Source organism: Ralstonia pickettii (genome assembly GCF_000607165.1).
Lineage (GTDB): Bacteria > Pseudomonadota > Gammaproteobacteria > Burkholderiales > Burkholderiaceae > Ralstonia > Ralstonia holmesii.
This window is the reverse complement of record NZ_JFZG01000006.1, coordinates 142927-163689: the sequence shown is the minus strand read 5'-3', so window position 1 is coordinate 163689 and position 20763 is coordinate 142927. Positions and strand designations below refer to the sequence as shown.

The 20763-nt window shown below is 60.2% G+C and carries 18 protein-coding genes and 1 pseudogene; 9 read left to right on the top strand and 10 right to left on the bottom strand.

The features are described from left to right. Positions 1–6 precede the first annotated feature (6 nt). Positions 7–1083 (bottom strand): NAD(P)/FAD-dependent oxidoreductase, encoded by a 1077-nt coding sequence (locus tag BG83_RS0106935; protein ID WP_024976037.1) that lies wholly within the window; start codon positions 1081–1083, stop codon positions 7–9. Between the two features lie 151 nt (positions 1084–1234). Here BG83_RS0106935 and BG83_RS0106930 point away from each other — a divergent pair, with 151 nt between their 5' ends. The 8 genes from BG83_RS0106930 to BG83_RS0106895 all read left to right on the top strand — a co-directional run bounded on the left by BG83_RS0106930 (position 1235) and on the right by BG83_RS0106895 (position 8356). Then, positions 1235–2095 carry a 3',5'-nucleoside bisphosphate phosphatase gene (locus BG83_RS0106930; RefSeq protein WP_024976036.1) on the top strand — a complete coding sequence of 287 codons (861 nt, stop codon included), beginning with the start codon at positions 1235–1237 and terminating at the stop codon, positions 2093–2095. 13 nt (positions 2096–2108) lie between these two features. Continuing rightward, positions 2109–2732, top strand: coding sequence for an L-threonylcarbamoyladenylate synthase (locus BG83_RS0106925; protein WP_024976035.1), 624 nt, complete (start codon positions 2109–2111; stop codon positions 2730–2732). 66 nt (positions 2733–2798) lie between these two features. Next, a complete protein-coding gene (locus BG83_RS0106920; protein WP_024976034.1) occupies positions 2799–3464 on the top strand; it encodes a site-2 protease family protein in 666 nt (221 codons plus the stop codon). Positions 3465–3485: 21 nt separating this feature from the next. After that, positions 3486–4688 (top strand): tryptophan--tRNA ligase, encoded by a 1203-nt coding sequence (locus BG83_RS0106915; protein WP_024976033.1) that lies wholly within the window; start codon positions 3486–3488, stop codon positions 4686–4688. A gap of 10 nt (positions 4689–4698) precedes the next feature. Next, positions 4699–5265: a class I SAM-dependent methyltransferase gene (locus tag BG83_RS0106910; RefSeq protein ID WP_024976032.1), complete on the top strand. Its 567-nt coding sequence runs from the start codon at positions 4699–4701 to the stop codon at positions 5263–5265. Positions 5266–5383: 118 nt separating this feature from the next. Next, complete coding sequence (gene dapA, locus BG83_RS0106905; protein ID WP_024976031.1) at positions 5384–6268, top strand: 4-hydroxy-tetrahydrodipicolinate synthase; 885 nt, start codon at positions 5384–5386, stop codon at positions 6266–6268. A 71-nt stretch (positions 6269–6339) separates the two neighbouring features. Beyond that, complete coding sequence (gene bamC / locus BG83_RS0106900; RefSeq protein WP_024976030.1) at positions 6340–7536, top strand: outer membrane protein assembly factor BamC; 1197 nt, start codon at positions 6340–6342, stop codon at positions 7534–7536. Between the two features lie 34 nt (positions 7537–7570). Further along, the gene (locus BG83_RS0106895) at positions 7571–8356 is read left to right on the top strand and encodes an MBL fold metallo-hydrolase (RefSeq protein ID WP_024976029.1); all 786 of its coding nucleotides are present in this window, start codon (positions 7571–7573) and stop codon (positions 8354–8356) included. A gap of 155 nt (positions 8357–8511) precedes the next feature. On the opposite strand, the gene BG83_RS28585 is transcribed toward BG83_RS0106895, so the two are convergent. Both BG83_RS28585 and BG83_RS0106885 read right to left on the bottom strand, forming a co-directional pair. Continuing rightward, the gene (locus BG83_RS28585) at positions 8512–8757 is read right to left on the bottom strand and encodes a hypothetical protein (protein WP_080693654.1); all 246 of its coding nucleotides are present in this window, start codon (positions 8755–8757) and stop codon (positions 8512–8514) included. Between the two features lie 238 nt (positions 8758–8995). Further along, entirely contained in the window at positions 8996–10225 is a 1230-nt protein-coding gene (locus tag BG83_RS0106885) for a cupin domain-containing protein (protein WP_024976027.1), read from the bottom strand. A gap of 11 nt (positions 10226–10236) precedes the next feature. Between BG83_RS0106885 and BG83_RS0106880 the strand changes: the two genes are divergently transcribed. Further along, positions 10237–10764, top strand: coding sequence for an FKBP-type peptidyl-prolyl cis-trans isomerase (locus tag BG83_RS0106880; protein ID WP_024976026.1), 528 nt, complete (start codon positions 10237–10239; stop codon positions 10762–10764). Positions 10765–10812: 48 nt separating this feature from the next. On the opposite strand, the gene BG83_RS0106875 is transcribed toward BG83_RS0106880, so the two are convergent. The 7 genes and pseudogenes from BG83_RS0106875 to BG83_RS0106845 form a co-directional block, all read right to left on the bottom strand. Beyond that, a complete protein-coding gene (locus tag BG83_RS0106875) occupies positions 10813–11889 on the bottom strand; it encodes a hypothetical protein (RefSeq protein ID WP_024976025.1) in 1077 nt (358 codons plus the stop codon). A gap of 5 nt (positions 11890–11894) precedes the next feature. Then, on the bottom strand, positions 11895–14549 hold the full coding sequence (gene mutS / locus BG83_RS0106870) for a DNA mismatch repair protein MutS (RefSeq protein ID WP_024976024.1): 2655 nt from the start codon (positions 14547–14549) through the stop codon (positions 11895–11897). Positions 14550–14914: 365 nt separating this feature from the next. After that, positions 14915–16072 (bottom strand): annotated as a pseudogene (locus tag BG83_RS28580) (EpsG family protein). Continuing rightward, positions 16072–17283 (bottom strand): glycosyltransferase family 4 protein, encoded by a 1212-nt coding sequence (locus BG83_RS0106860; protein WP_024976022.1) that lies wholly within the window; start codon positions 17281–17283, stop codon positions 16072–16074. Before BG83_RS0106860 ends, BG83_RS28580 begins: the two are co-directional and overlap by 1 nt. A 90-nt stretch (positions 17284–17373) precedes the next feature. Continuing rightward, a complete protein-coding gene (locus BG83_RS0106855) occupies positions 17374–18645 on the bottom strand; it encodes an O-antigen translocase (protein ID WP_024976021.1) in 1272 nt (423 codons plus the stop codon). A gap of 107 nt (positions 18646–18752) precedes the next feature. Continuing rightward, positions 18753–19625: a hypothetical protein gene (locus BG83_RS0106850; protein ID WP_024976020.1), complete on the bottom strand. Its 873-nt coding sequence runs from the start codon at positions 19623–19625 to the stop codon at positions 18753–18755. Between the two features lie 195 nt (positions 19626–19820). Continuing rightward, positions 19821–20714 carry a LysR family transcriptional regulator gene (locus BG83_RS0106845; RefSeq protein WP_024976019.1) on the bottom strand — a complete coding sequence of 298 codons (894 nt, stop codon included), beginning with the start codon at positions 20712–20714 and terminating at the stop codon, positions 19821–19823. Positions 20715–20763 lie beyond the last annotated feature (49 nt).

The window sequence follows — 20763 nt, the reverse complement described above, 5'->3', positions numbered from 1 at the left end:
GACGACCTACTCGGCAGCCACATGCAGCTTTGTCTGCAACCCCGCGTCGTTGCTCGAATGCGTATGCACGAGCGTCTTGTCCGGATTCGCGTAGCGGTACGCGCGGCGCAGCGCCATCGCCACCTCGTGGAAACCCGACAGAATCAGCTTCTGCTTGTTCGGATACAGCGCGATGTCGCCCGCCGCAAACACGCCCGGGCGCGACGTCTCGTACGCCGTCGTTTCCACCGTGATGCGGCCCACGCGCATCTCTACGCCCCAGTTGACAATCGGGCCTGGCTCGGAAACCAGACCATACAGCGCGATCAGTTCATCGCAGGGCAGGACGGTTTCGCCATCGCGCCCGCGGATGGCCGCGCCGGTGAGTGTGCCGTCGGGCGTGCTGTCCAGACGCGAGAGCATGCCCAGCGCGAAATCCATTTCGCCGGCGGTGACGGCGGCGCGCATTTCAGCGACGCTCGCATCGGCTGCGCGAAAGCCCTCTCGCCGATGGACCAGCGTTACACGTGCGGCCACTTTTCGCAGCGCGAGCGCCCAGTCGAGCGCGGAATCCCCGCCGCCAGCGATAACCACGCGCTTGCCCGCAAAGCGCGCAGTGTCGCGCACGGCATAGTGCAGGTGGCGCCCTTCCAGTGCGGCCGCTTCAGGCAAAGCCACACGTTGTGGGGTGAACGCGCCGTTGCCTGCCGTGATGAGTACGGCGGCGCAGTCGAACACGTCGCCGGCGCTGGTGGTGACGCGAAAGCGCTGGCCGTGCTCGCTTTCCAGCGTTTCCACGGTTTCCGCGCGGCGACCGCAGAGAATGGGGTAGTTGAACGGCGCGCACTGGGCCATCAACCGGTCGACGAGTTCCTGCGCCGTGCACGAGACGAGTGCCGGGATGTCGTAGATCGGTTTTTCCGGGTACAGCTCCGTGCATTGGCCGCCCGGGCGGTCCAATGCATCCACCAGCACACACGACATGCCGAGCACGCCTGCCTGGAAGGCTGCAAATAGCCCCACTGGCCCCGCACCCACGACGAGCACGTCGATGCGTTGCTGCAAGGGCTGAAGTAGATCGGCGGGGAATTTGGCGGAAGTCATGGCAAAGCGTCGAGAACGAAACAATGCGGCCACTATAGCCTGCAGCAAGCGCCTCGCCGCGAACACCGCCACGGGCAGTCGGGTCTTCCGAATGCCGATCTTTAGTGGGGTGCGGTCCCCCGGTTGCGCGACGCGGCAGTAAAATGGCGAAATGCCAAACATCTCCGCCGCCTCCGCCCGAAATGCCGATCTGCACTGCCATTCCACGGTGTCGGACGGCATGCTTGCGCCGCAGGAAGTGGCTGCCCGCGCTGCCGCGCACGGTGTGACGCTCTGGGCGTTGACCGACCACGACGAAGTGGGTGGGCAGGCCGCTGCCCGCGAAGCGGCAACGGCCTTGGGCATGGATTACCTCTCGGGCGTAGAGATTTCCGTGACCTGGGCGGGGCGCACGCTGCACATCGTCGGCCTTGGCATCGATCCGGATAACCCCGATCTGGTGCAGGGGCTCGAACGCACACGCTCCGGCCGCTGCGCGCGCGCCGAAGACATCAGCGCCGCGCTGGCCAAGCTCGGCATCGAAGGCGCTTATGAAGGTGCGTTGCGCTACGCCGGCAATCCCGACATGGTCTCACGCACCCATTTCGCGCGCTTCCTGGTCGAGCACGGTCACTGCCGCGACATCCACGAGGTATTTGACCGCTATCTGGGCGACGGCAAGCCGGGTTACGTGCCGCATCGCTGGGCACGCCTGGCCGATGCGATCAACTGGATCAAGGGCGCGGGTGGCGTCGCGGTGATGGCGCATCCAGGACGCTACACGCTGTCGCTGGTCGAGCACGGCGCGCTGTTTGACGAATTCAAGGCGCTGGGCGGGGAGGGCGTCGAGGTCGTCACCGGCAGCCATACGCCCGACCAATACGCGCTGTACGCCGACGTGGCCCGCCGTTACGGCCTGTTGGCGTCGCGCGGTTCAGACTTCCATGGTCCAGGTGAGGGCCGCGTCGAACTCGGCACGCTGCCGCCGCTACCCGACAACCTGACGCCGGTGTGGAGCCGGTGGATGTCCTGAGCGCGCGGCTGCCATGTCCCAGTTCTTCCAGATTCACCCGACCACCCCGCAAGGGCGCTTGATTCGCCAGGCCGTGGAGATCATCCGCGCCGGCGGCCTGGTCGCGCTGCCCACCGATTCCTGCTACGCGCTCGCCTGCCATCTGGACGACAAATCGGCCGTCGAGCGCCTGCGCCGCGTGCGCGGCATCGACGAGAAGCACCACCTCACGCTGATGTGCCGCGACCTTTCCGAGCTGGCCACGTTTGCACGCGTCGACAACAAGCAGTACCGCGTGCTGAAGGCGGCGACGCCGGGGCCGTTCGTCTTCCTGCTCGAGGCGACCAAGGAAGTGCCGCGCCGGCTTTCGCACCCGTCGCGCAAGACGATCGGCCTGCGCGTACCGGAACACGCGATTCCCCTGGCACTGATGGCGGAGTTGGGTGAGCCGCTGCTCTCGGCCACGCTGCAACTGCCCGGCGACGACGAACCGCTCAACGAGGCCGAAACCATTCGGGACCGGCTTGAAAAGCAGCTCGAACTCGTCATCGACGGCGGTCCAGCCCCGGCTGAACCGACCACCGTCATCGACCTGACCAGCGGCGAGCCCGAACTTGTGCGCCAAGGCCGGGGCGATCCGGCTCGCGTGGGCCTGTAGGCCAGCCGTTGGCGCGCGCTTCGGTGGCGCCTTGCCGCGGCGCGCGCTTGCTACAATAGCTCGCCTATGGACCCCACACTGATCCAGAACATCGCGGTTTACGCGATTCCCGTCCTGTTTGCCATCACGCTGCATGAGGCGGCGCATGGCTATGTCGCCAAGCATTTCGGCGACGATACAGCCTATGTCATGGGCCGCGTCAGCATCAATCCGCTGCGGCACATCGATCCCATCGGCACAATCGCAATGCCGCTGCTGCTGTATTTCGCAACCAAGGGCGCTTTCGTGTTTGGCTATGCCAAGCCGGTGCCGGTGCGCTTCGACCGTCTACGCGATCCGCGCTGGCACGGCATGTGGGTGGCGCTGGCGGGGCCCACCACCAACTTTGTTCAGGCGATCTTCTGGGGCGTGTTGGCGGTTGTGTTCGCGGGGGGCGGTGTGAATGAGCCGTTCCTGATCGGCATGGCGCGCGCTGGCATTCTGGTCAATATGGTGATGGCGGCGTTCAACATGTTTCCGCTGCCGCCGCTTGATGGCGGGCGCGTGCTGGCAGCACTCCTGCCGCCTCGGATGGCGCTCGGTCTGTCGCGCATCGAACCGTTCGGCTTCTTCATCGTGATGGCGTTGATCATTTCCAACGTCATCACCAATGTCTGGATGCGCCCGATCATGGCGCTGCTGTTTCAACTGCTGCAGTGGATTCTGAGCCCGCTGCAGATGCTGTTTTCCTGAGTCTTCAACTCCATTTCCCACATGTTTCCTGACCGCGTTCTCTCCGGCATGCGTCCGACCGGTGCTCTGCACCTGGGGCATTACCACGGCGTCTTGAAAAACTGGGTCCGGCTGCAAGCCGAGTACCCGTGCTTCTTCTTCGTCGCCGACTGGCATGCGCTGACCACGCACTACGAGTCACCCGAGGTGATCGCGCAATCCGTGTGGGAAATGTTGATCGACTGGCTCGCTGCCGGCGTCGATCCGACGCAGTCCACGCTGTTCATCCAGAGCCGTGTGCCCGAGCACGCCGAGCTGTTCCTGCTGCTTTCGATGGGCACACCGCTGGGCTGGCTCGAACGTGTGCCGACGTACAAGGACCAGATCGAGAAGCTCAAGGAGAAGGATCTCTCCACCTACGGCTTCCTCGGCTACCCGCTGCTGCAGGCCGCTGACATCTTGATCTACCGCGCCGGCTTCGTTCCGGTGGGCGAAGACCAGGTGCCGCACGTCGAGATGACGCGCGAAGTTGCCCGCCGCTTCAACTACCTCTATGGCCGCGAACTGGGCTTCGAAGAGAAAGCGCTGGAAGCGGCTAAGAAACTCGGCGGCAAGCGCGCCAAGCTGTATCTGGAACTGCGCACCGCGTACCAGGAGCGTGGCGAAGATGAGGCTCTGGAGCAGGCTCGCGCACTGCTTGCCGAATCCCAGAGCCTCTCGATGGGCGACCGCGAACGCCTGTTCGGCTACCTGGAAGGTGCCCGCAAGATCATCCTGCCCGAGCCGCAGGTGCTGCTGACCGAGGCATCGCGCATGCCGGGTCTCGACGGCCAGAAGATGTCCAAGTCGTACGGCAACACGATCCGCATGCGCGAGGACAAGGAAACCGTCGAGAAAAAGGTCCGCACCATGCCGACCGACCCGGCCCGCGTGCGCCGCACCGATCCGGGCGACCCGGACAAGTGCCCGGTCTGGCAACTGCACCAGGTCTACTCCGACGCCGACACGAAAGAGTGGGTGCAGAAGGGCTGCCGCAGCGCCGGCATCGGCTGCCTGGAATGCAAGCAGCCCGTGATCGAGGGCATTCTGCGCGAACAGCAGCCGATGCTCGAACGCGCCCAGAAATACATGGACGATCCGTCATTGCTGCGCGCCATCATCGCCGATGGCTGCGACAACGCCCGTAAGGTCACGCAAGAGACCATGCGCGAGGTGCGCGAGGCGATGGGTCTGACGTATAGCTGATGGGCCGTTGATGTCTGCCGCCGCCTTGGATTCGCACACGCTTGCTGCGCCGTCGCCGTGGGTGGCGCGTTGGACGGCTGAACTGCCGGCCGGCGCCTCCGTGCTGGATGTGGCGTGCGGCAGCGGCCGACACGCACGTTGGCTGGCTGCACGCGGCCTGCAGGTAACAGGCATCGACCGTGACGCGGCTGCGCTTTCGGCCCTCGCGGGCATCGCCCAAACCATCGTCGCCGACATCGAAGGCAACCCGTGGCCGTTGCCCGCCGGGGCCACTTTCGATGCCGTCGTCGTTACGAATTACTTACACCGACCGCTCTGGCCGCGTTTGCTGGCGTCCGTCGCGCCGGGCGGCCGCCTGATCTACGAAACCTTCGCCGTCGGAAACGAAACCGTCGGGAAGCCGTCCAATCCGGCATTCCTGCTGGCGCCGGGCGAATTGCTCGATGCGGTGCGCGGCCAACTGCGGGTAATCGGCTACGAAGATGGTTTTCTCGCGTCGCCCCGAGATGCTTACGTGCAGCGGGTTTGCGCGGTTCGTGAGCTTGCGGGGACGGTTGCGTCGCGCTATGCACTTTGAAGTTGCTGAGGACGGCGGCTTACCCGTCTCTTGGCGGGTCCCAGATGTGGCGAATCCGTTCTGACGATCCGGTACAATCCGACTGTTTACGTTCACGCTTTTGTCTGCTTTCGAAACCATGATCCAGATTTCCGGCAGTCTCGTCGCCATCGTCACGCCCATGCACGAGGACGGCAGCCTTGATTTCCCGTCCCTGCGCAAGCTCATCGACTGGCACATCGCCGAAGGTACCGACGGCATCGTGATCGTCGGCACCAGCGGTGAATCGCCGACCGTGTCGGTGGAAGAGCACCGTGAGCTGATCCGCGTGGCGGTCGAGCAGGCCAACAAGCGCATCCCCATCATTGCGGGCACCGGCGGCAACTCCACCACCGAGGCGGTCGAGCTGACGGCCTATGCCAAGCAAGTGGGCGCCGATGCCTCCCTGCAGGTCGTGCCGTACTACAACAAGCCGACGCAGGAAGGGATGTACCTGCACTTCCGCAAGGTAGCCGAGTCGGTGGATCTGCCCGTCATTCTGTACAACGTGCCGGGCCGCACGGTGGCCGATATGACGGTCGAAACCATGCTGCGTTTGGCCGAAGTGCCGGGCGTCATCGGCGTGAAGGAAGCCACCGGCAACATCGACCGCGCGGCGCACCTCATCAAGGGCGCACCGGCCTCGTTCAAGATTTATAGCGGGGATGACCCGACGGCCATCGCGCTGATGCTGCTGGGCGGCCACGGCAACATTTCCGTGACAGCCAACGTGGCGCCGCGCGCCATGCACGAACTGTGCGCGGCTGCCATGCGCGGCGATGTGGAAACGGCTCGCCGCATTCACATGCAATTGCTGTCGGTGCACAAGAACCTGTTCGTCGAGTCGAACCCGATTCCCGTCAAGTGGGCTCTCCAAGCCATGGGCAAGATGGAGGGCGGCATCCGCCTGCCGTTGACGCCGCTGGCACCCCAGTATCACGAGGTTGTACGCGCATCCCTGAAGGATGCTGGGCTACTCTCCTGATTGTTTCAAGGCCCCTTCCAGGCGCTTCTGGGCCCTTAAGCCATCGTTCTCATCTGAAGGATCGCAAGTCAATGAAACTGCACCAAACCCGTCGCGGGGCTGTGGCGACGTCCGCTCAACTGTTGCTGGCCGCGCTGTCGGTTGCCCTGATTTCCGGTTGCGATACCGTCAATGAGGTGATGCAACCGGACCGCATCGATTACAAATCGCAGGCAAAGAAGGGCCCGACGCTTGAAGTCCCGCCCGACCTGACCGGCATCCAGGCTGACCGCCGCTATGCCGCGCCTGATACGGGCACGACCACGCTCTCGGCCTACACGTCGACGGCGCCCAAGGTCACGACGCCTGGTTCGGGCGCCGACAACGTGCTGCCCGCCGTGTCCGACATGCGTATCGAGCGTGATGGCAATCAGCGCTGGCTGGTCGTGAAGACCACGCCAGATGCTCTGTGGCCGCAATTGCGCACCTTCTGGCAAGAACTGGGCTTCCTGCTGGTGATCGACTCGCCCGAGACCGGCATCATGGAAACCGACTGGGCCGAGAACCGCGCGAAGATTCCGCAGGACATCATCCGCCGCACCGTCGGCAAGGTGTTCGATGGCCTGTACTCGACGTCGGAGCGCGACAAGTTCCGCACCCGCATCGAGAAGGGACCGAATGGCATGGTCGAGGTCTACATCTCACACCGCGGCGCGCAGGAACAACTGGTCGGGTCGTCCAAGGACCAGACTGTGTGGACACCGCGTCCGGCCGATCCGGAACTCGAGGCCGAATTCCTCTCGCGCCTGATGCAGCGTCTGGGCGCCAGCAAGGAAGCCGCGCAGCAGAAGCTTGCGCAAACGCAGGCTGCGCATCCGGTGCAAGACGGCACGAAGGCTGAACCGGCCCCGCGTACCGGCCCGTCGCTGCTGACGCAATCGAATGGCCAACCGGTCCTGCAGGTGCCAGAGCCCTTCGATCGCGCCTGGCGTATCGTGGGCCTGGCACTGGACCGCGTGAACTTCACCGTGGATGATCGCGACCGTTCGCAAGGCGTGTACTTCGTCCGCTACGCTGATACGCGTGCCGAAGCCAACGCACCGGGCTTCTTCTCGCGCCTGTTCTCTGGCACGAAGATCGAGGACCTCAAGCGCGCCAAGCGTTACCGCGTGGTTGTGAAGGACGCAGGTACGTCGTCGACGGTGCTGGTGCAGAACGATGATGGCTCCGCGCAGACCGGCGATATCGGCAAGCGCATCCTGTCGCTGCTCGACGAGCAACTGCGGTAATCGGCGTCATGCAGTACGGCTGCCTGGGTGGGCGATGACACTGAGATTCGCCAGCCTTGGCAGCGGCAGTGAAGGGAATGCGCTGCTCGTCGAATCCGCGAGCGGAGCGACGTGCACGCGCATCCTTCTGGATTGCGGATTTGGTATCCGCGAGACCGTTCGGCGGCTCGAACGCTTGGGCTGTGCGCCGGAGTCCCTCAACGCCATCCTCGTTACGCACGAGCATAGCGATCACGTTGGCAGCGCTTATGCGTTTGCCGCTAAGTTCAATATCCCCGTCTGGACCAGCCACGGCACGTATCGCGCCACGGAAAACCTGCGCGGCGCCGACCGTGCGGCCGTGCGTTTCTGCCGCGCCGACGATATGTTCTGTGTTGGCGATTTGCAGATATTGCCGTACACCGTGCCACACGACGCGCGGGAGCCCCTGCAGTTTGTTTTCAATGACGGTGCACGGCGCCTGGGTGTGCTGACCGATGCCGGCATGTCGACGGAATACCTCTGCACGCATCTGACGGGCATGCACGCCCTCGTGCTCGAATGCAATCACGACCGGGAGATGCTGGCCAATTCAGCCTATCCCTGGTCATTGAAGCGTCGTATCGGCGGGGATTTTGGCCACTTGGCCAATGACATTGCCGCTGCGATCCTCACCCGCGTGCGCCACGACGCCTTGCATACGGTCGTGGCCGCGCATCTGTCCAAGCAGAACAACACGCCGTTATTGGCTGCTGAGGCGATCGCCGTGCCGCTGGGGGCTAGTGCCGAAGACGTGCCGATCGCGGATCAGGAAGAGGGGCTGATCTGGCGTACCGTTTGAGTGCGCTAGGACCAATCGAGCAGCTTGTAAGATTCAGAAACAACTTTGAATGGCGGATGGGCCGCATAGTTGTTGCCCGAATGCTCCAGCGCCAGATTTCGCCCATGAAAAAAGCCGACCCAGAGGTCGGCTTTTTCGTCTCGCGAGAAACGCGATTATTGCTTGGCAGCCGGAGCCGAAGCGTCAGCAGCCGGAGCCGATGCAGCAGCGTCCGAAGCAGCCGGAGCAGCAGCGGCGTCCGAAGCAGCCGGAGCAGCGGCCGGAGCAGCAGCTTCCGAAGCAGCAGCGGCCGGAGCCGAAGCTTCCGGAGCAGCGGCCGGAGCAGCAGCTTCTTCCTTCTTACCGCAAGCAGCCAGAGCCACAGCAGCCATCAGCGAGGCGATCAGGAGAGACTTTTTCATTTTTTCGATCCTTAAACTGAATATGGAAAGCGGACAACAGAAAGGCGATGAATAATTACCGGTAATTATCGCTCAGGTACTACACCTTCTTCTATGCTGGCAGCCAAGTCGCACGAGGGCTGCTCGGCCTGCAAGCTAGCGTCGGATTATAGCGACCTTTACCTACCCTGTGTAGCGGAGTCGGGGCTGACGCACGTGCGATTCAGACGCTTTTGTAACGATCTGTTTCAACGCGGAATCATCGCTTCGCGGGTCCAGCCAGCCTCAGCCAGCCTTCTTCATACCATGCATGCAGCGTATCCATCAGATCCGGCAAACCGGCCGCCGCATCGACGGTAGCAGCACTCGCACGACGTGCGTCCGCCAACGCGGAAAGCCACGCAAGCAACGTTCCCGAAGGCTCGAACGTATCGCCGTTGATCCAGAAGCGGTGCGCGTCATACAGCGCCTGCGTGCGTGCGTCGAGCACAATGCCTTCCTTGCGCGCGCGGGCTGTGAAGCGAGCGAGCGGCAAACGGGGCTGCGTGACGAAGTCGACGTGATCCTTGGGCTCGGAAAGGTACGCGCCGAGGAATTCACCGACGAGTTCGGGCGTCCAGCGCAGCGCGTTGAGCTTCTGGGCAAGAGCCTTGACCATGGCAGCCGGTAATTCACCGGGGCGGGCGGTGGGTTTTTGTTCGGGGTCGGCGTAACGGCCTTCGAAGTTGGGGTCGTCTTCCAGGGTTTGCGACAGGAAGCCCAAGAAGTGGCCGGCCAGTTCACGGTACGACGGTGAGCGAAAACCGATCGAGTACGTCATGCAGTCGCCCTCTGCCACGCCATCGTGTGCGTAGTGGGGGGGCAGATACAGCATGTCGCCGGGCTCGAGCACAAATTCCTCTTCAGGCTGGAAGTTGGCCAGGATTTTGAGCGGCAGATCGGGGATGAGCGTGAGATCGTCCTGGGCGGAAATGCGCCAGTGGCGTTTGCCGTGGGCTTGCAGCAGGAACACGTCGTACGAATCGAAGTGGGGGCCGACGCCGCCGCCGTCGGTGGCGAAGCTGATCATCACGTCATCAAGCCGCGCGTCGGGAATGAATCGGAAACGCTGCATGAGGGCTTCGACCGCCGGCTCGACGAGGTTCGCGCCTTGCACAAGCACCGACCAGTTGCGTGTCTTGCGCGAGGGCAGCGGACGTTCGTCGAAGGGGCCGTGATTGAACGTCCAGCGCCCGCGCGATTGCGCGATCAGGCGGGACTCGACGTCGGGGCGCTCGGCCAAGGCAAGTACACGCTCCGGCGATAGTGGAAAGTGCAGCGCACGCATCTCTTCGGGCGAGAGTGCCTGCCGAATCAGCAGAGGTTTTTTCTGCCAGTGCGTGCGCATGAAATCGCGTGGCGACAACCCGCCCAGGAGTTGCGCCGGACGCTCTGCCGGAAGAGCGGGTTGGACGCCGCCATCGGCAGCGTATAATGGGACTTCGTTCATGGAGTGCGCAATTGAAAATCGCGAAGAATACGGTGGTGTCGGTCGCTTACAAACTGTCCGACGCGCAGGGCAACGTCATCGAGGAATCCGATGAGCCGATGGTGTATTTGCACGGCGGCTATGATGGCACGTTCCCCAAGATCGAGGAAGCGCTGGACGGCCAGGAGCAAGGCTTTGAGACCAAACTGCAGCTCGAACCGGACGACGCCTTCGGTGACTACGATCAAGAGCTGATCAAGATCGAGCCGCGTGATCGCTTTCCGGAACCGCTCGAAGTTGGCATGCAGTTCGAGGGCGTGCCGGAAGATGGCGACGAGGAAGACGCCATTGTCTACACCGTCACCGACGTGGCGGAAGACAAGGTCGTGCTAGATGGCAATCACCCGCTGGCCGGCATGGCGCTGCGCTTTGACCTGAAGGTGACTGAAGTGCGTGAAGCCACCGCTGAAGAAATCGAGCACGGCCACGTGCACGGTGAAAACGGTCTTGAAGTGGTGGATGAGGACGAAGACGACGACAAGCCGCACACGCTGCACTGATCGGCAAGTCCATCGAGATGCGAGAACGGGAGCTTCGGCTCCCGTTTTTTATTGCACCGGCGCCGGCGTGATTTCCGGTGCCGGGGCGGGGGTGTTGTCAAGGCGGCGGCTGCGGATATGGAACAGTGGCGTGCGGCCTGGCGTGACGGACACTTCCAGCCAGCGATCGAGCACCGGCGAACCGTAGGTGCGTGCGCGCATGACGTGCGAGTCCGGGCGGCCGTCTTCGTCCCTGAGCGGGCGGTCGAGCATGAAGGTCTGGCTCGCGCCGTGGATGAGTAGGACGGCGCCGTCGTACTCGCGTGTGAGCGTTCGCAACTGGCGCTTGAGTGCCAGGTAGCCGTCATGCGAGCGGCGCCGCAGCAAGCCGTCGAATAGGTTGGGCGCGCGGCGCCGCTCCCAGCCGTCTTCGAAGAGCGGATCGGCCTGCATCATGATGACCACACCGGCCATCTTGCGCTGGCGTGCGACGGCAAAGGCGCGGGCAAGCCATTGGCGATTGGCTTCTAGGCGATCTTCGTATTCGCCGTTGCGCCCGCCCGCGATCTTGTAATTGTTGTTGTCGCCGGGCACGTTGAGGGTGACGAATAGCACGTCGTTCATCGTCCAGCGCGTGTTTTCGCGGTAGCTGCGGAACTTGGCCTGATCGGACTGGCGCATGACGGTCATGGTGCGCTGGCCGAGCGTGTTGTCGTCGGGGTAGAACAGCTCGCGCAGGCGCAACAGGCGTTCCACGGGGTCGAAGCTGCCGGCTGCGGGGCGCTGGCAGTCGCTCCAGTCGTGGTCGCCCGGGATGTAGACGACGGGCGCGATCAGGCTGTCGAGCAGGTCATGGCGGGCTTCGAGCAGCGTGTCGGAGCATGATTCATCGCGGCCCTTGAGGTTGCCCAGGTGGACGACAAAGGCAGGGTGTTCGGCGTCGATGGCGTCCAGCAGCGCGCGCGCAGGGGCAACATCTTCGGCGCGCTCGGGCACGTTGCCGATCACCGTAAAGGTGAAAGCTGTCGGCGCGTCAGTTGCAGGCTTTGCGCCCTTGGGCGCCGCCGGTACAGCCACCGGCAGCAGCATCGCCAAGGTCATGGCAATGCATTGAAGCGTGCGGGAAACTGCGCCGGGCCGGATCATCGGAATCAGGCGGACGGGCTCGTCAGCGCCTTGAGGCGATACAACGCATCGAGCGCTTCACGCGGCGTCATGTCGTCGGGATCGATCCCGGCGAGCGCATCTGTCAGCGCGTTGGCGTTGGCCGTCGCTTCGGCGTTGGCATCGTCTTCGTCGTCGATGGGCGCATCGGCGGCGAGTGCGAACAGGTCGAGCTGGGGCGTGGCGCCGGTGTCTGCGGAATGCTGCTCCAGCCATGCGAGCCGTTTGCGTGCGGCGCGAATGACCGGCTGCGGCACGCCCGCCAACTGCGCGACCTGCAGGCCGTAACTCTGGCTTGCCGGACCGTCCTGCACGGCATGCAGGAAAACAATGCCGTCACCATGTTCGACTGCGGACAGGTGCACGTTGGCAGCCTGCGCAAATTCTTGCGGCAGTTGCGTCAACTCGAAATAGTGCGTGGCGAACAGTGTGTGGCTGCGATTGTGCGACAGCAAGTGGCGCGCAATCGCCCAGGCAAGCGCCAGGCCATCAAACGTGCTTGTGCCTCGCCCGATTTCGTCCATCAGCACCAGGCTATTGGGTGTGGCGCGGTGCAGGATGGCAGCGGCTTCGGTCATTTCGACCATGAAGGTCGAACGACCGCCCGCCAGATCGTCGGCCGCCCCGATGCGCGTGAAGATGCGGTCGATCGGTCCGATGGCCGCGGCTTCCGCCGGCACAAATGCGCCCACGTAGGCGAGCAGCACGACCAGCGCGGTCTGCCGCATGAAGGTCGATTTACCCCCCATGTTCGGGCCCGTGATCAGCAGTAGCTTGCGCGCGTCCTGCAGCACGCAGTCGTTGGCGACGAACTGTTCGACTTGTTGTTCGACCACGGGATGGCGTGCGCGCATCAGTTCAATGCCGGGTGCATCCGTCAGCATGGGGCGGGACCACGACAGCGCATGCGCACGCTCTGCGAGCGTTGCGAGCACATCGGCCTGCGCTAGTGCGGCGGCAATGCGCTTGAACTCGGTCAGATGCGGCAGCAGCTTCTGCAGCAGTTCTTCGTAGAGGAGCTTTTCGCGCGACAGCGCGCGGTCCTGCGCTGACAAGGCCTTGTCTTCAAACGCCTTCAGCTCGGGCGTGATGTAGCGCTCGGCGTTCTTCAGCGTCTGGCGGCGGCGGTAATCGTCGGGCACCTTGGCAGCTTGGCCATTGGTGACTTCGATGTAGAAGCCGTGCACGCGGTTGTATTCGACGCGAAGGTTGGCGATGCCGGTGCGCTCGCGCTCGCGGGCTTCCAGATCGACGAGGAACTGGCCGCAGTTTTCAGAGATGTCGCGCAGCTCATCGAGGTCGGCGTCGTAGCCGCGGGCGATGACGCCGCCGTCGCGCACCATCGCCGCCGGCTCTGCCATCACGGCGCTCTGGAGCAAGGCGTGGGCGTCTTCGGGCAGGCTGAGCGCGGCGTACAGATCGGCAAGCAGCGGGGCAGCATCGCTTTGCGGTAGCTCTTCGCGAATCTCAGGCAGGCGCGCGAGCGTGTCGCGCAACGAAGACAGATCCCGCGGGCGCGCCGACAGCAGCGCCAGTCGCCCGGTAATGCGCTCCACATCCGACAGCGTGCGCAGCGTCGCACGCAACGTTTGCCAATCGCTGCCGAGCAGCACTTCGATCGCCTGCTGCCGTGCTTGCGGCACCGCGCGATCCCGCAGCGGATGATGCAGCCAGTGGCGCAGAAGGCGGCTGCCCATGCTCGTCGCGCAGGTGTCCAGCAGCGAGAACAGCGTCGGCGATTCCTGCCCGCGCAGCGTTTCGGTCAGCTCCAGATTGCGGCGCGTGGCGGTATCCAGGCCGATGAATTCGCTCTCATGCTCGACGGTCAGGCCTATCACGTGACGCAGCGATTGGCCCTGCGTGGCTGCTGCGTAATTCAGCAGTGCGCCTGCAGCAGCGAGCGCGGCCGTCAACGTTTCCGCACCGAAAGCAACGAGGCTTGCTACGCCGAGTTGTTCGCGCAGTCGGCGGGTGCCGGCTTCCACGTCGAAGTGCCAATCGGGCAGGCGCGTGCGGGCAACATCCATCTGGATGGTGTTGAGCGTCGCATCGTCGGCCAGCACTTCGGCGGGGCGGATGCGTTCAAGTTCGCGATCGAGCTGGTCGGGGCCGCACTCCATCACGCGCAGTTCGCCGCCGACAAGGTTAAGCCAGGCCAGACCGATCAGCGGTGCGGTGCCACGCTTGCCCGGCAGGTGCGCGATGGCCAGCAGGTGGTTGTTGACCTTGTCGGAGAGCAGCGCGGCGTCCGTCAACGTGCCGGGTGTGACGACACGTACGACCTTGCGCTCGACCGGTCCCTTGGTCGTGGCAGGGTCCCCGATCTGTTCGCAGATGGCAACGGATTCGCCCAGCTTAACCAGCTTGGCGAGGTATTGTTCGGCAGCGTGGAACGGGATACCGGCCATTCGGATCGGGTGCCCGTTGGAACTGCCGCGTGCGGTGAGCGTGATATCGAGCAGGCGCGAGGCTTTTTCGGCATCTTCGAAGAAGAGCTCGTAGAAGTCGCCCATGCGATAGAAGACAAGCGTGTTTGGATGCCCCGATTTCAGCCGTAAATATTGCTGCATCATCGGGGTGTGCTTGTCGAAGGGGCCGTATTTCGGGTCGATCTCCAGAGCAGGAGCGGAGTGTTCAGCCATGCGGTGCAATGAGTACTAAAGCGCGGCGTGCGACCCGCTCAGATCGGATTGGGTCGCGCGCGGAAGGTGTTGAATCGCGCAATTGTTGCACAGGTGGACAGCGGTTTCCTGGCGGAATGTCCGTCCGTTAAGCGTCGGAACGCCGGGCTGCGCCAGTTTGGGAGGGGCGGGCAGTTTTGGATGAGAGACGATCGGCCTCAACACCCAGACCGCGACCGCCGATCCGTTTCGCCTCACTTTGCCTACGTAGTGAGCCATCGCCCCTTTCTCGGCACCGGATGCCTTGCCGTATGTGTTCGAACCGCTGGAAGCGGACTTCCTGCGGGCGGACGTAGTGAGTTTATTCCGTCATTCGTGAGGGCAGGTTATTGCTCTTGAGCGCTATCAACCGTCTCATAATATTGGATTGCACGATCCATCCCCGTGCCAGGATATCCTGTTGCCATATATTCAAGATAGGAGTAGTAGGGGATATAAGGCGCAATTAAAGGGTTTGTTAACTGATAAGTCAGAAGCGCCACCCCGAATGCACATGATGCAGCGAGCGAAACTGCTCGCGTGGCCAGATTTTTTCTGTCAATGGTCTGGGAAAGCAGGATCGCTTGAGGAAGCACTGCTAGGTACTGTACGCGATTCCAAAATAGAGGCACATCGAAAAAAAGGCTCTCGAGCGCAATCTGCAGTACGATCGCTCCAAACAGTAATTCCTGGAATCGATTTTTCTTCTGAATCGTCGAGTTCGTCCAGAGAAAGACCGACATACTGATCAGCAAGTATGCCGCAGATGCTGGCGTTCGAGAGGACAGTCCTGATGGTAGATAGAACGCGATTTTTTCCGAAATGAAGGGAATGCTACTTCTGGAGATTGTTTCAATAAGAAGGGAGGCAAGTCCTATCCCGGAAATGTATATCGTAAGTAAAATTCCGCAAAAAATCCGAGGCGAGCGAAGAATTTTTCTTGTTAAGCCTCTCAGAAAAACCAACAAGTACATGGCCGCGGAGTAATGAAATCCAATTCCTAAAAGGCAGAAAACCAACGCCCGCAGACGATTCTCCTTCGCATCCTCAAGGATTGCCAGTAAGAAGAATGAAATCGCGATAGATTGTCTTGTGACGCCCATCTGCACGGCCAAGTATATCGTGCAAAAATAGAGGAAAAGGCAAAGCGCTTTATTAGTGTTTGCCTATTTTAGTAGCTTTGATATCGCCCAGGTATTGAATGTCGCGACTGCCAAGAAGATAAATTGAAAATCTCCTAATGTAATGGCAATTAGGTAATTGGCGAGTCTGTACAGCGGCTCCATTGGGACTATTCCCGTCGATGGGCCAAATGAATTCTCGAAAAACTGATTGAAGTAATTTTTGTATACTAACCAATCATAGCCTGTATCATAGCGAAGTGCGGCTATTGACCAGAAAATTATGAGTAGTAATGTGTTTAATGCTGGCGTTCGCCGTGAAGTGATGCCCGAGAAAACGCTTGCGGCCCCAAAGAGGATGGCAATAAAAAAATAAAATTCCATCAGGAACTTGAGTTGGTAATTTGATTGGAGATTATGGGGGATGTCATGTATTTATTAAAATATTGCCGTCCGTTTAATCCCATCTCTTGTCTCATCTTTGGGTTTTCGCAGAGGGCTGTCAGGTTCGCTATAAGCTGTTCGATGTCAGTGGTGACGCACGAATATCCCGCTTTTATTTCATTTTCTAAAATTTCGCTATAATCGGTGTTGGCCTCGACGGCTCCTAAGATCGGCTTGCCGGCGCGGAGGTAATCAATCGTTTTAGATGCGAATGTAGGTACGGTCACTGTTCCGGAGTTGAATACCAATCCGATGTCGCAAATAGTCAGGAATTGGAGATATTGTTCCCGAGGTAATTGGCCAAGATATCGAACATTTGGATGTTTTCCATTTTCCAAGTTCTCCGTTAAATAATGCTCGAGCGGTCCTTTTCCTGCTACTACAAAAAAAACATTGGGTAGCTTCGTTCGCACAGCATCGGCAAGGCGCAGAAGAAGCTCGATGCCGCGACCAGGGATAAGCTGCCCACCAAAGATGCAAATCAGGCTATTCTGGGCAAGCCCGTACTGCGTACGGATAATGGCGGAATCTCCCTGAGGGGGAACGGTTTGTGGGCCCCATAAGCGCAAAACCTCAATATTACCTCGGTAACTTGTAAATTCCTTCCGAAAGAAGGAGATATTTGCCTGTGACATGACTCCGATCGTATCGAAATCGCGAATTGCGCTGGATTCCAGATATTTCGCTATCCAGTAGACAGGGCCCTTTGGAATCAATCCAAGTTCAGCGTGGTATCGTGGGAAAAAGTCCCACAAGATCATGTACTTTTTCTTGATCTTAAATTTTTTCAGCAAATGTTTTTGTAGCCAAAAGCATGCAGATGCTGGGGAGAAGCCAACAAACAAATCATAGTGTTTCTCCAGGAGGCCAGCATCCACCATTGAAATGGCGTTGCGAGAGGCGAGAAACCATTTGTAGGCTTTCTGAATTGCGTGGGGCCAAGCGGCAGCGCGCTGCAGGTCAACAGGAATATTCAGAATGGTGGCGCTACCGTATAGCGTCTTGACTTCCGCGCGCGTAGTCCCGGACCACTCGAGACATATTACCGTAACTCGATGACCTGCTTGGGCGAACGCAGCTACCAAATCATTTGAGAGAGATCCGTCGGACTCACTCATCGCAAATTTAGTGCAAAGAACAAGGATATTCATTTCATTTCCTTTTGTCACATAAATACCCGTTTTTTTATCGTGCATTTTTGCAAGCCATGATAACGTTGTTCCATTTTGGGTGTCTAGATCCTATGAGGCTTGTCGGACTTGCTTCATTTCTCTATGCAGCCATTGGTAGGCAAAAAGCATGCTGGTGAGATTAATTGCTGAAGCGATTCCGTATGCATAAACTGGAGTATTTCCTAGTAACGTTGAAATTAGCAATTTGCTAAAGACGTAAAGTCCGGCTCCTTGTATCAATTCTGATGCTATGGCGATGCGCCGATATCCGCGCGCCAGAAAAACGTAAGTAAGAGTGGAGGAGAAAATTCGCATGAGATCCCCAATGGCCTGGGGAAGAAAGAGATCAGCCATTGGAGAAAACGATGGGCTAAAAAGAATTTGGATGATGGTATGTCGGAGGAAGTATGCGAGCAGCAGGCCGACTATGGCTAAGGGCGCGAGCGTTGTAAGAGCTCGCCTTAAGACGTTATGTATTTCCGTTATGCTATTGGCAGATGAAAATTGAGGTAGTACAAAGCTTGCGAGAACGACTCCCACAAATTGCATGTACACGTCTGAAATTTTGAGCATGCCTTGCCAATAACCAACCTCCTGCCACCCCACGTGGGCACCCAATAAATTCCGTACAAGAAACTGCGCGCAGGGAATCGTCGCTGCCGAAATTAGCATCACGATGCTGTACGAAGCTAGCTCTTTGAGCTCGGCCTTGTCGGTGTTCCAGTGAAGTCGGCGCCAGTCGGCTGGTAACCGCCTGGATGAAAACCATAATGCAGCGATACCGTTGGCTGCCGGAAGAAGAACGATTCCATATGCGGCGCCGGTAAATCCGAACTTCATCAACAGTGCAAGGAATAAGCCTGTTCCCAAAATTGTTCCGAGCACATTGATCATGACGATGCCCGGAACGTCTTGGCGGCTGCTGAATGCGGCTTGTGATAGATTGTAGAAGCCGGCACTCCAATAACAGAGTGCTAGCATCCAGAATACCTTTTTGAAGGCAGTATCACTAAAGACGTATTGCGATATTTCTGTGTCACCAGCCAGAAGAATTGCTGTCACCAGAAGTGATGTGCTTAGATATATCACCGTCGCGGCGCCTAGGCGTTGATGCAGCACACTTCTGTTTTCCAGCCGTTCGGATAAACGTCTGGTCAGACCTACAGAAATGCCTCCGCCTGCGAACATGCTGCTGACCGCAACGACTGTCATCAGTTGGCCCAAAACACCGAAGCGCTCTGGGCCGAGTTGCCACGCCATTGTCTTCATCACTAACAGGCCAGCCGCGATTTTTACGGCAGTTGAGATGGCAAAGCTCGCGCTTGATTTAATGAAGGACACTGATCGACCTCAGGTCTGTTTGCTGCACAGAAAATCAATGTGGATGAAGAGGGTGGTGGGGTGAGGAGGCTTGGGCACAGAATGCCTAGTTCTTTTTTCTCATGTCCCTACTGCGACTGGGTCCTCAGAAATTTCGGGGTCTCCCGACTTAAGGCCCAAAGAACCGCTAAGAACAGGCCGAGCAGGGCGCCCCCTCCGATAAATAGCGAAGCCTTTGGGAAGACGGGTTCCCGCGAGACGACGGTTTGCTGAAGAGGTTTGGAGGGAAACGTCCGCAGTGGACTTAGTTGCTCTTGCAGATCAAATTTCAGCTTTACAAGTTCTTCCGTACGGCTATCCGCCAATGCAAGGGAGGTCAACAAGAGCGAGTCATTTCTTGCTGTGGAGGAGGCGGATGACGTCGTAGTGGTCGCGAGATGAGAACGGAGCGCAGTTGTTACTTGATTGCGCAGCGACAATTCTTTGATGACTTCTGACAATTGCTCTTTGAAGGCGGTCTCGGCTGTTGCCACGGTTCGCGAATGGCCGCTAGCCAGTAGCCGCATGGTCATCGTGACCGAGTCGCTTGCGATTTTGGGGGAGTGCCCTTGAGCCGAAATCTGTACAACAGAGGTGCCCGGGAGGGCTTTGGCTGTCAAAGTGTTGCGCAGAAGCGCAGCTTCGGATGCGGCTGCATTCGAGTCGCCGAACATTTGTTGGAAGACGTCATCCGCGAATGCGGTGGTCTTGACTCGCTCTACAACTTGAGGGACAGGTTCGATTGAAACGGGGGCATTCTTGCTGCTGAAGTTGATCTGTCCGACCTGGAACAGCGCCGTTGCTTCCCAACGTTTGGGTAGAGTGAGGAAAAGTGATGCACCTATGACCCCCCCAATCACGCCCGCTACGAAGATGCGCATGGAGTGATTGCGCAGGAAAGTGATCAACTCTTGCAGACTCTTGTCAGACTGCGAAGAGAGGGGTTCGTTACTGATCGTCATACTGGTTTGAGTTGTGGGTTCCAAGTTTAGGCGCGCAGTATATTTCAATGGTTTTGCCCATTGTGTCCTGTGGGGGCGGCTGAGCGCTCACGCGAATCTAGATGAGGGAAGTAACGCCCTCCGGCAATGGGTGCTGCAAACGTAACATTGCACTGCGGTCAAGCGCTAAATTGTGGCATACCAACGTACGCAACCTCATAAGGTCTCGATCAAACGGGCTTCCAGAAAGTCGAGAAAGCACGCAATCCGCGAAGCCAACTGCGTGTTGCGGTAGTACACCGCGTGAATTGGCTGCAGCACCTCCACCGTGTCGTCCGGAAGCACTTGCACGAGATCGCCGGTGCGCCGGTCTTCAGCGGTCATGAAATCGGCCAGGCAGACGATGCCCGTGCCTTGCAGTGCGAGTTGGCGCAAGGTTTCGCCGCTTGAGGCCTTGAGCGTGGGTTCGACACGCAGTCGGTCGCCGTGCGTGCCGCGCAGGGGCCACAGGTTCAGCGATTCCGGCTGCACGAAACCGAGCAGGGCGTGTTTCTGCAGGTCGTCCACGTTGCGGGGCCGGCCGTGCGCTTTCAGATAAGCGGGGCTCGCCAGCACGCGCAGTCGCCGCGTGCCGAGCAGGCGCGCGCGCAGGGTGGAATCGCGCAGCGTGCCGATGCGGATCGCCACGTCGGTGTCTTCTTCCAGCAGATCAATGATCAGGTCGTTGGTGTTCAGCTCCAGGTCAATCTGCGGATACTGCGCGCGGAAGTCCGGCACCAGCGGCGCCACCACATGCAGCATGAACGGCATGGCAGCGTTGATGCGCAGGCGTCCGGCGGGCTGTTGGCGGCGCAGGGCGATCTGCTCCTCCGCTTCGTCGACGGCGGCGAGGATGCTGCGTGCCTGCGCCAGAAATGTCGCGCCTTCGTCCGTGAGGGCCAGCCGCCGCGTGGTGCGCGAGAGCAGGGTGGTGTCCAGCTTCTCTTCCAGGCGGCGCAGCGCGCGGCTCACGCCCGACACGGTCTGCCCGAGCTGCTCGGCGGCCGCCGTGACGGAGCCCGTATCGACCACGGTGCGAAAGGCGAGCAGTTCTTCGAGCGTGGTTTTCATTGTCGATTGTCAATTCCAAATCAAGAGAATTCTGCCTAATGTGGCGCCA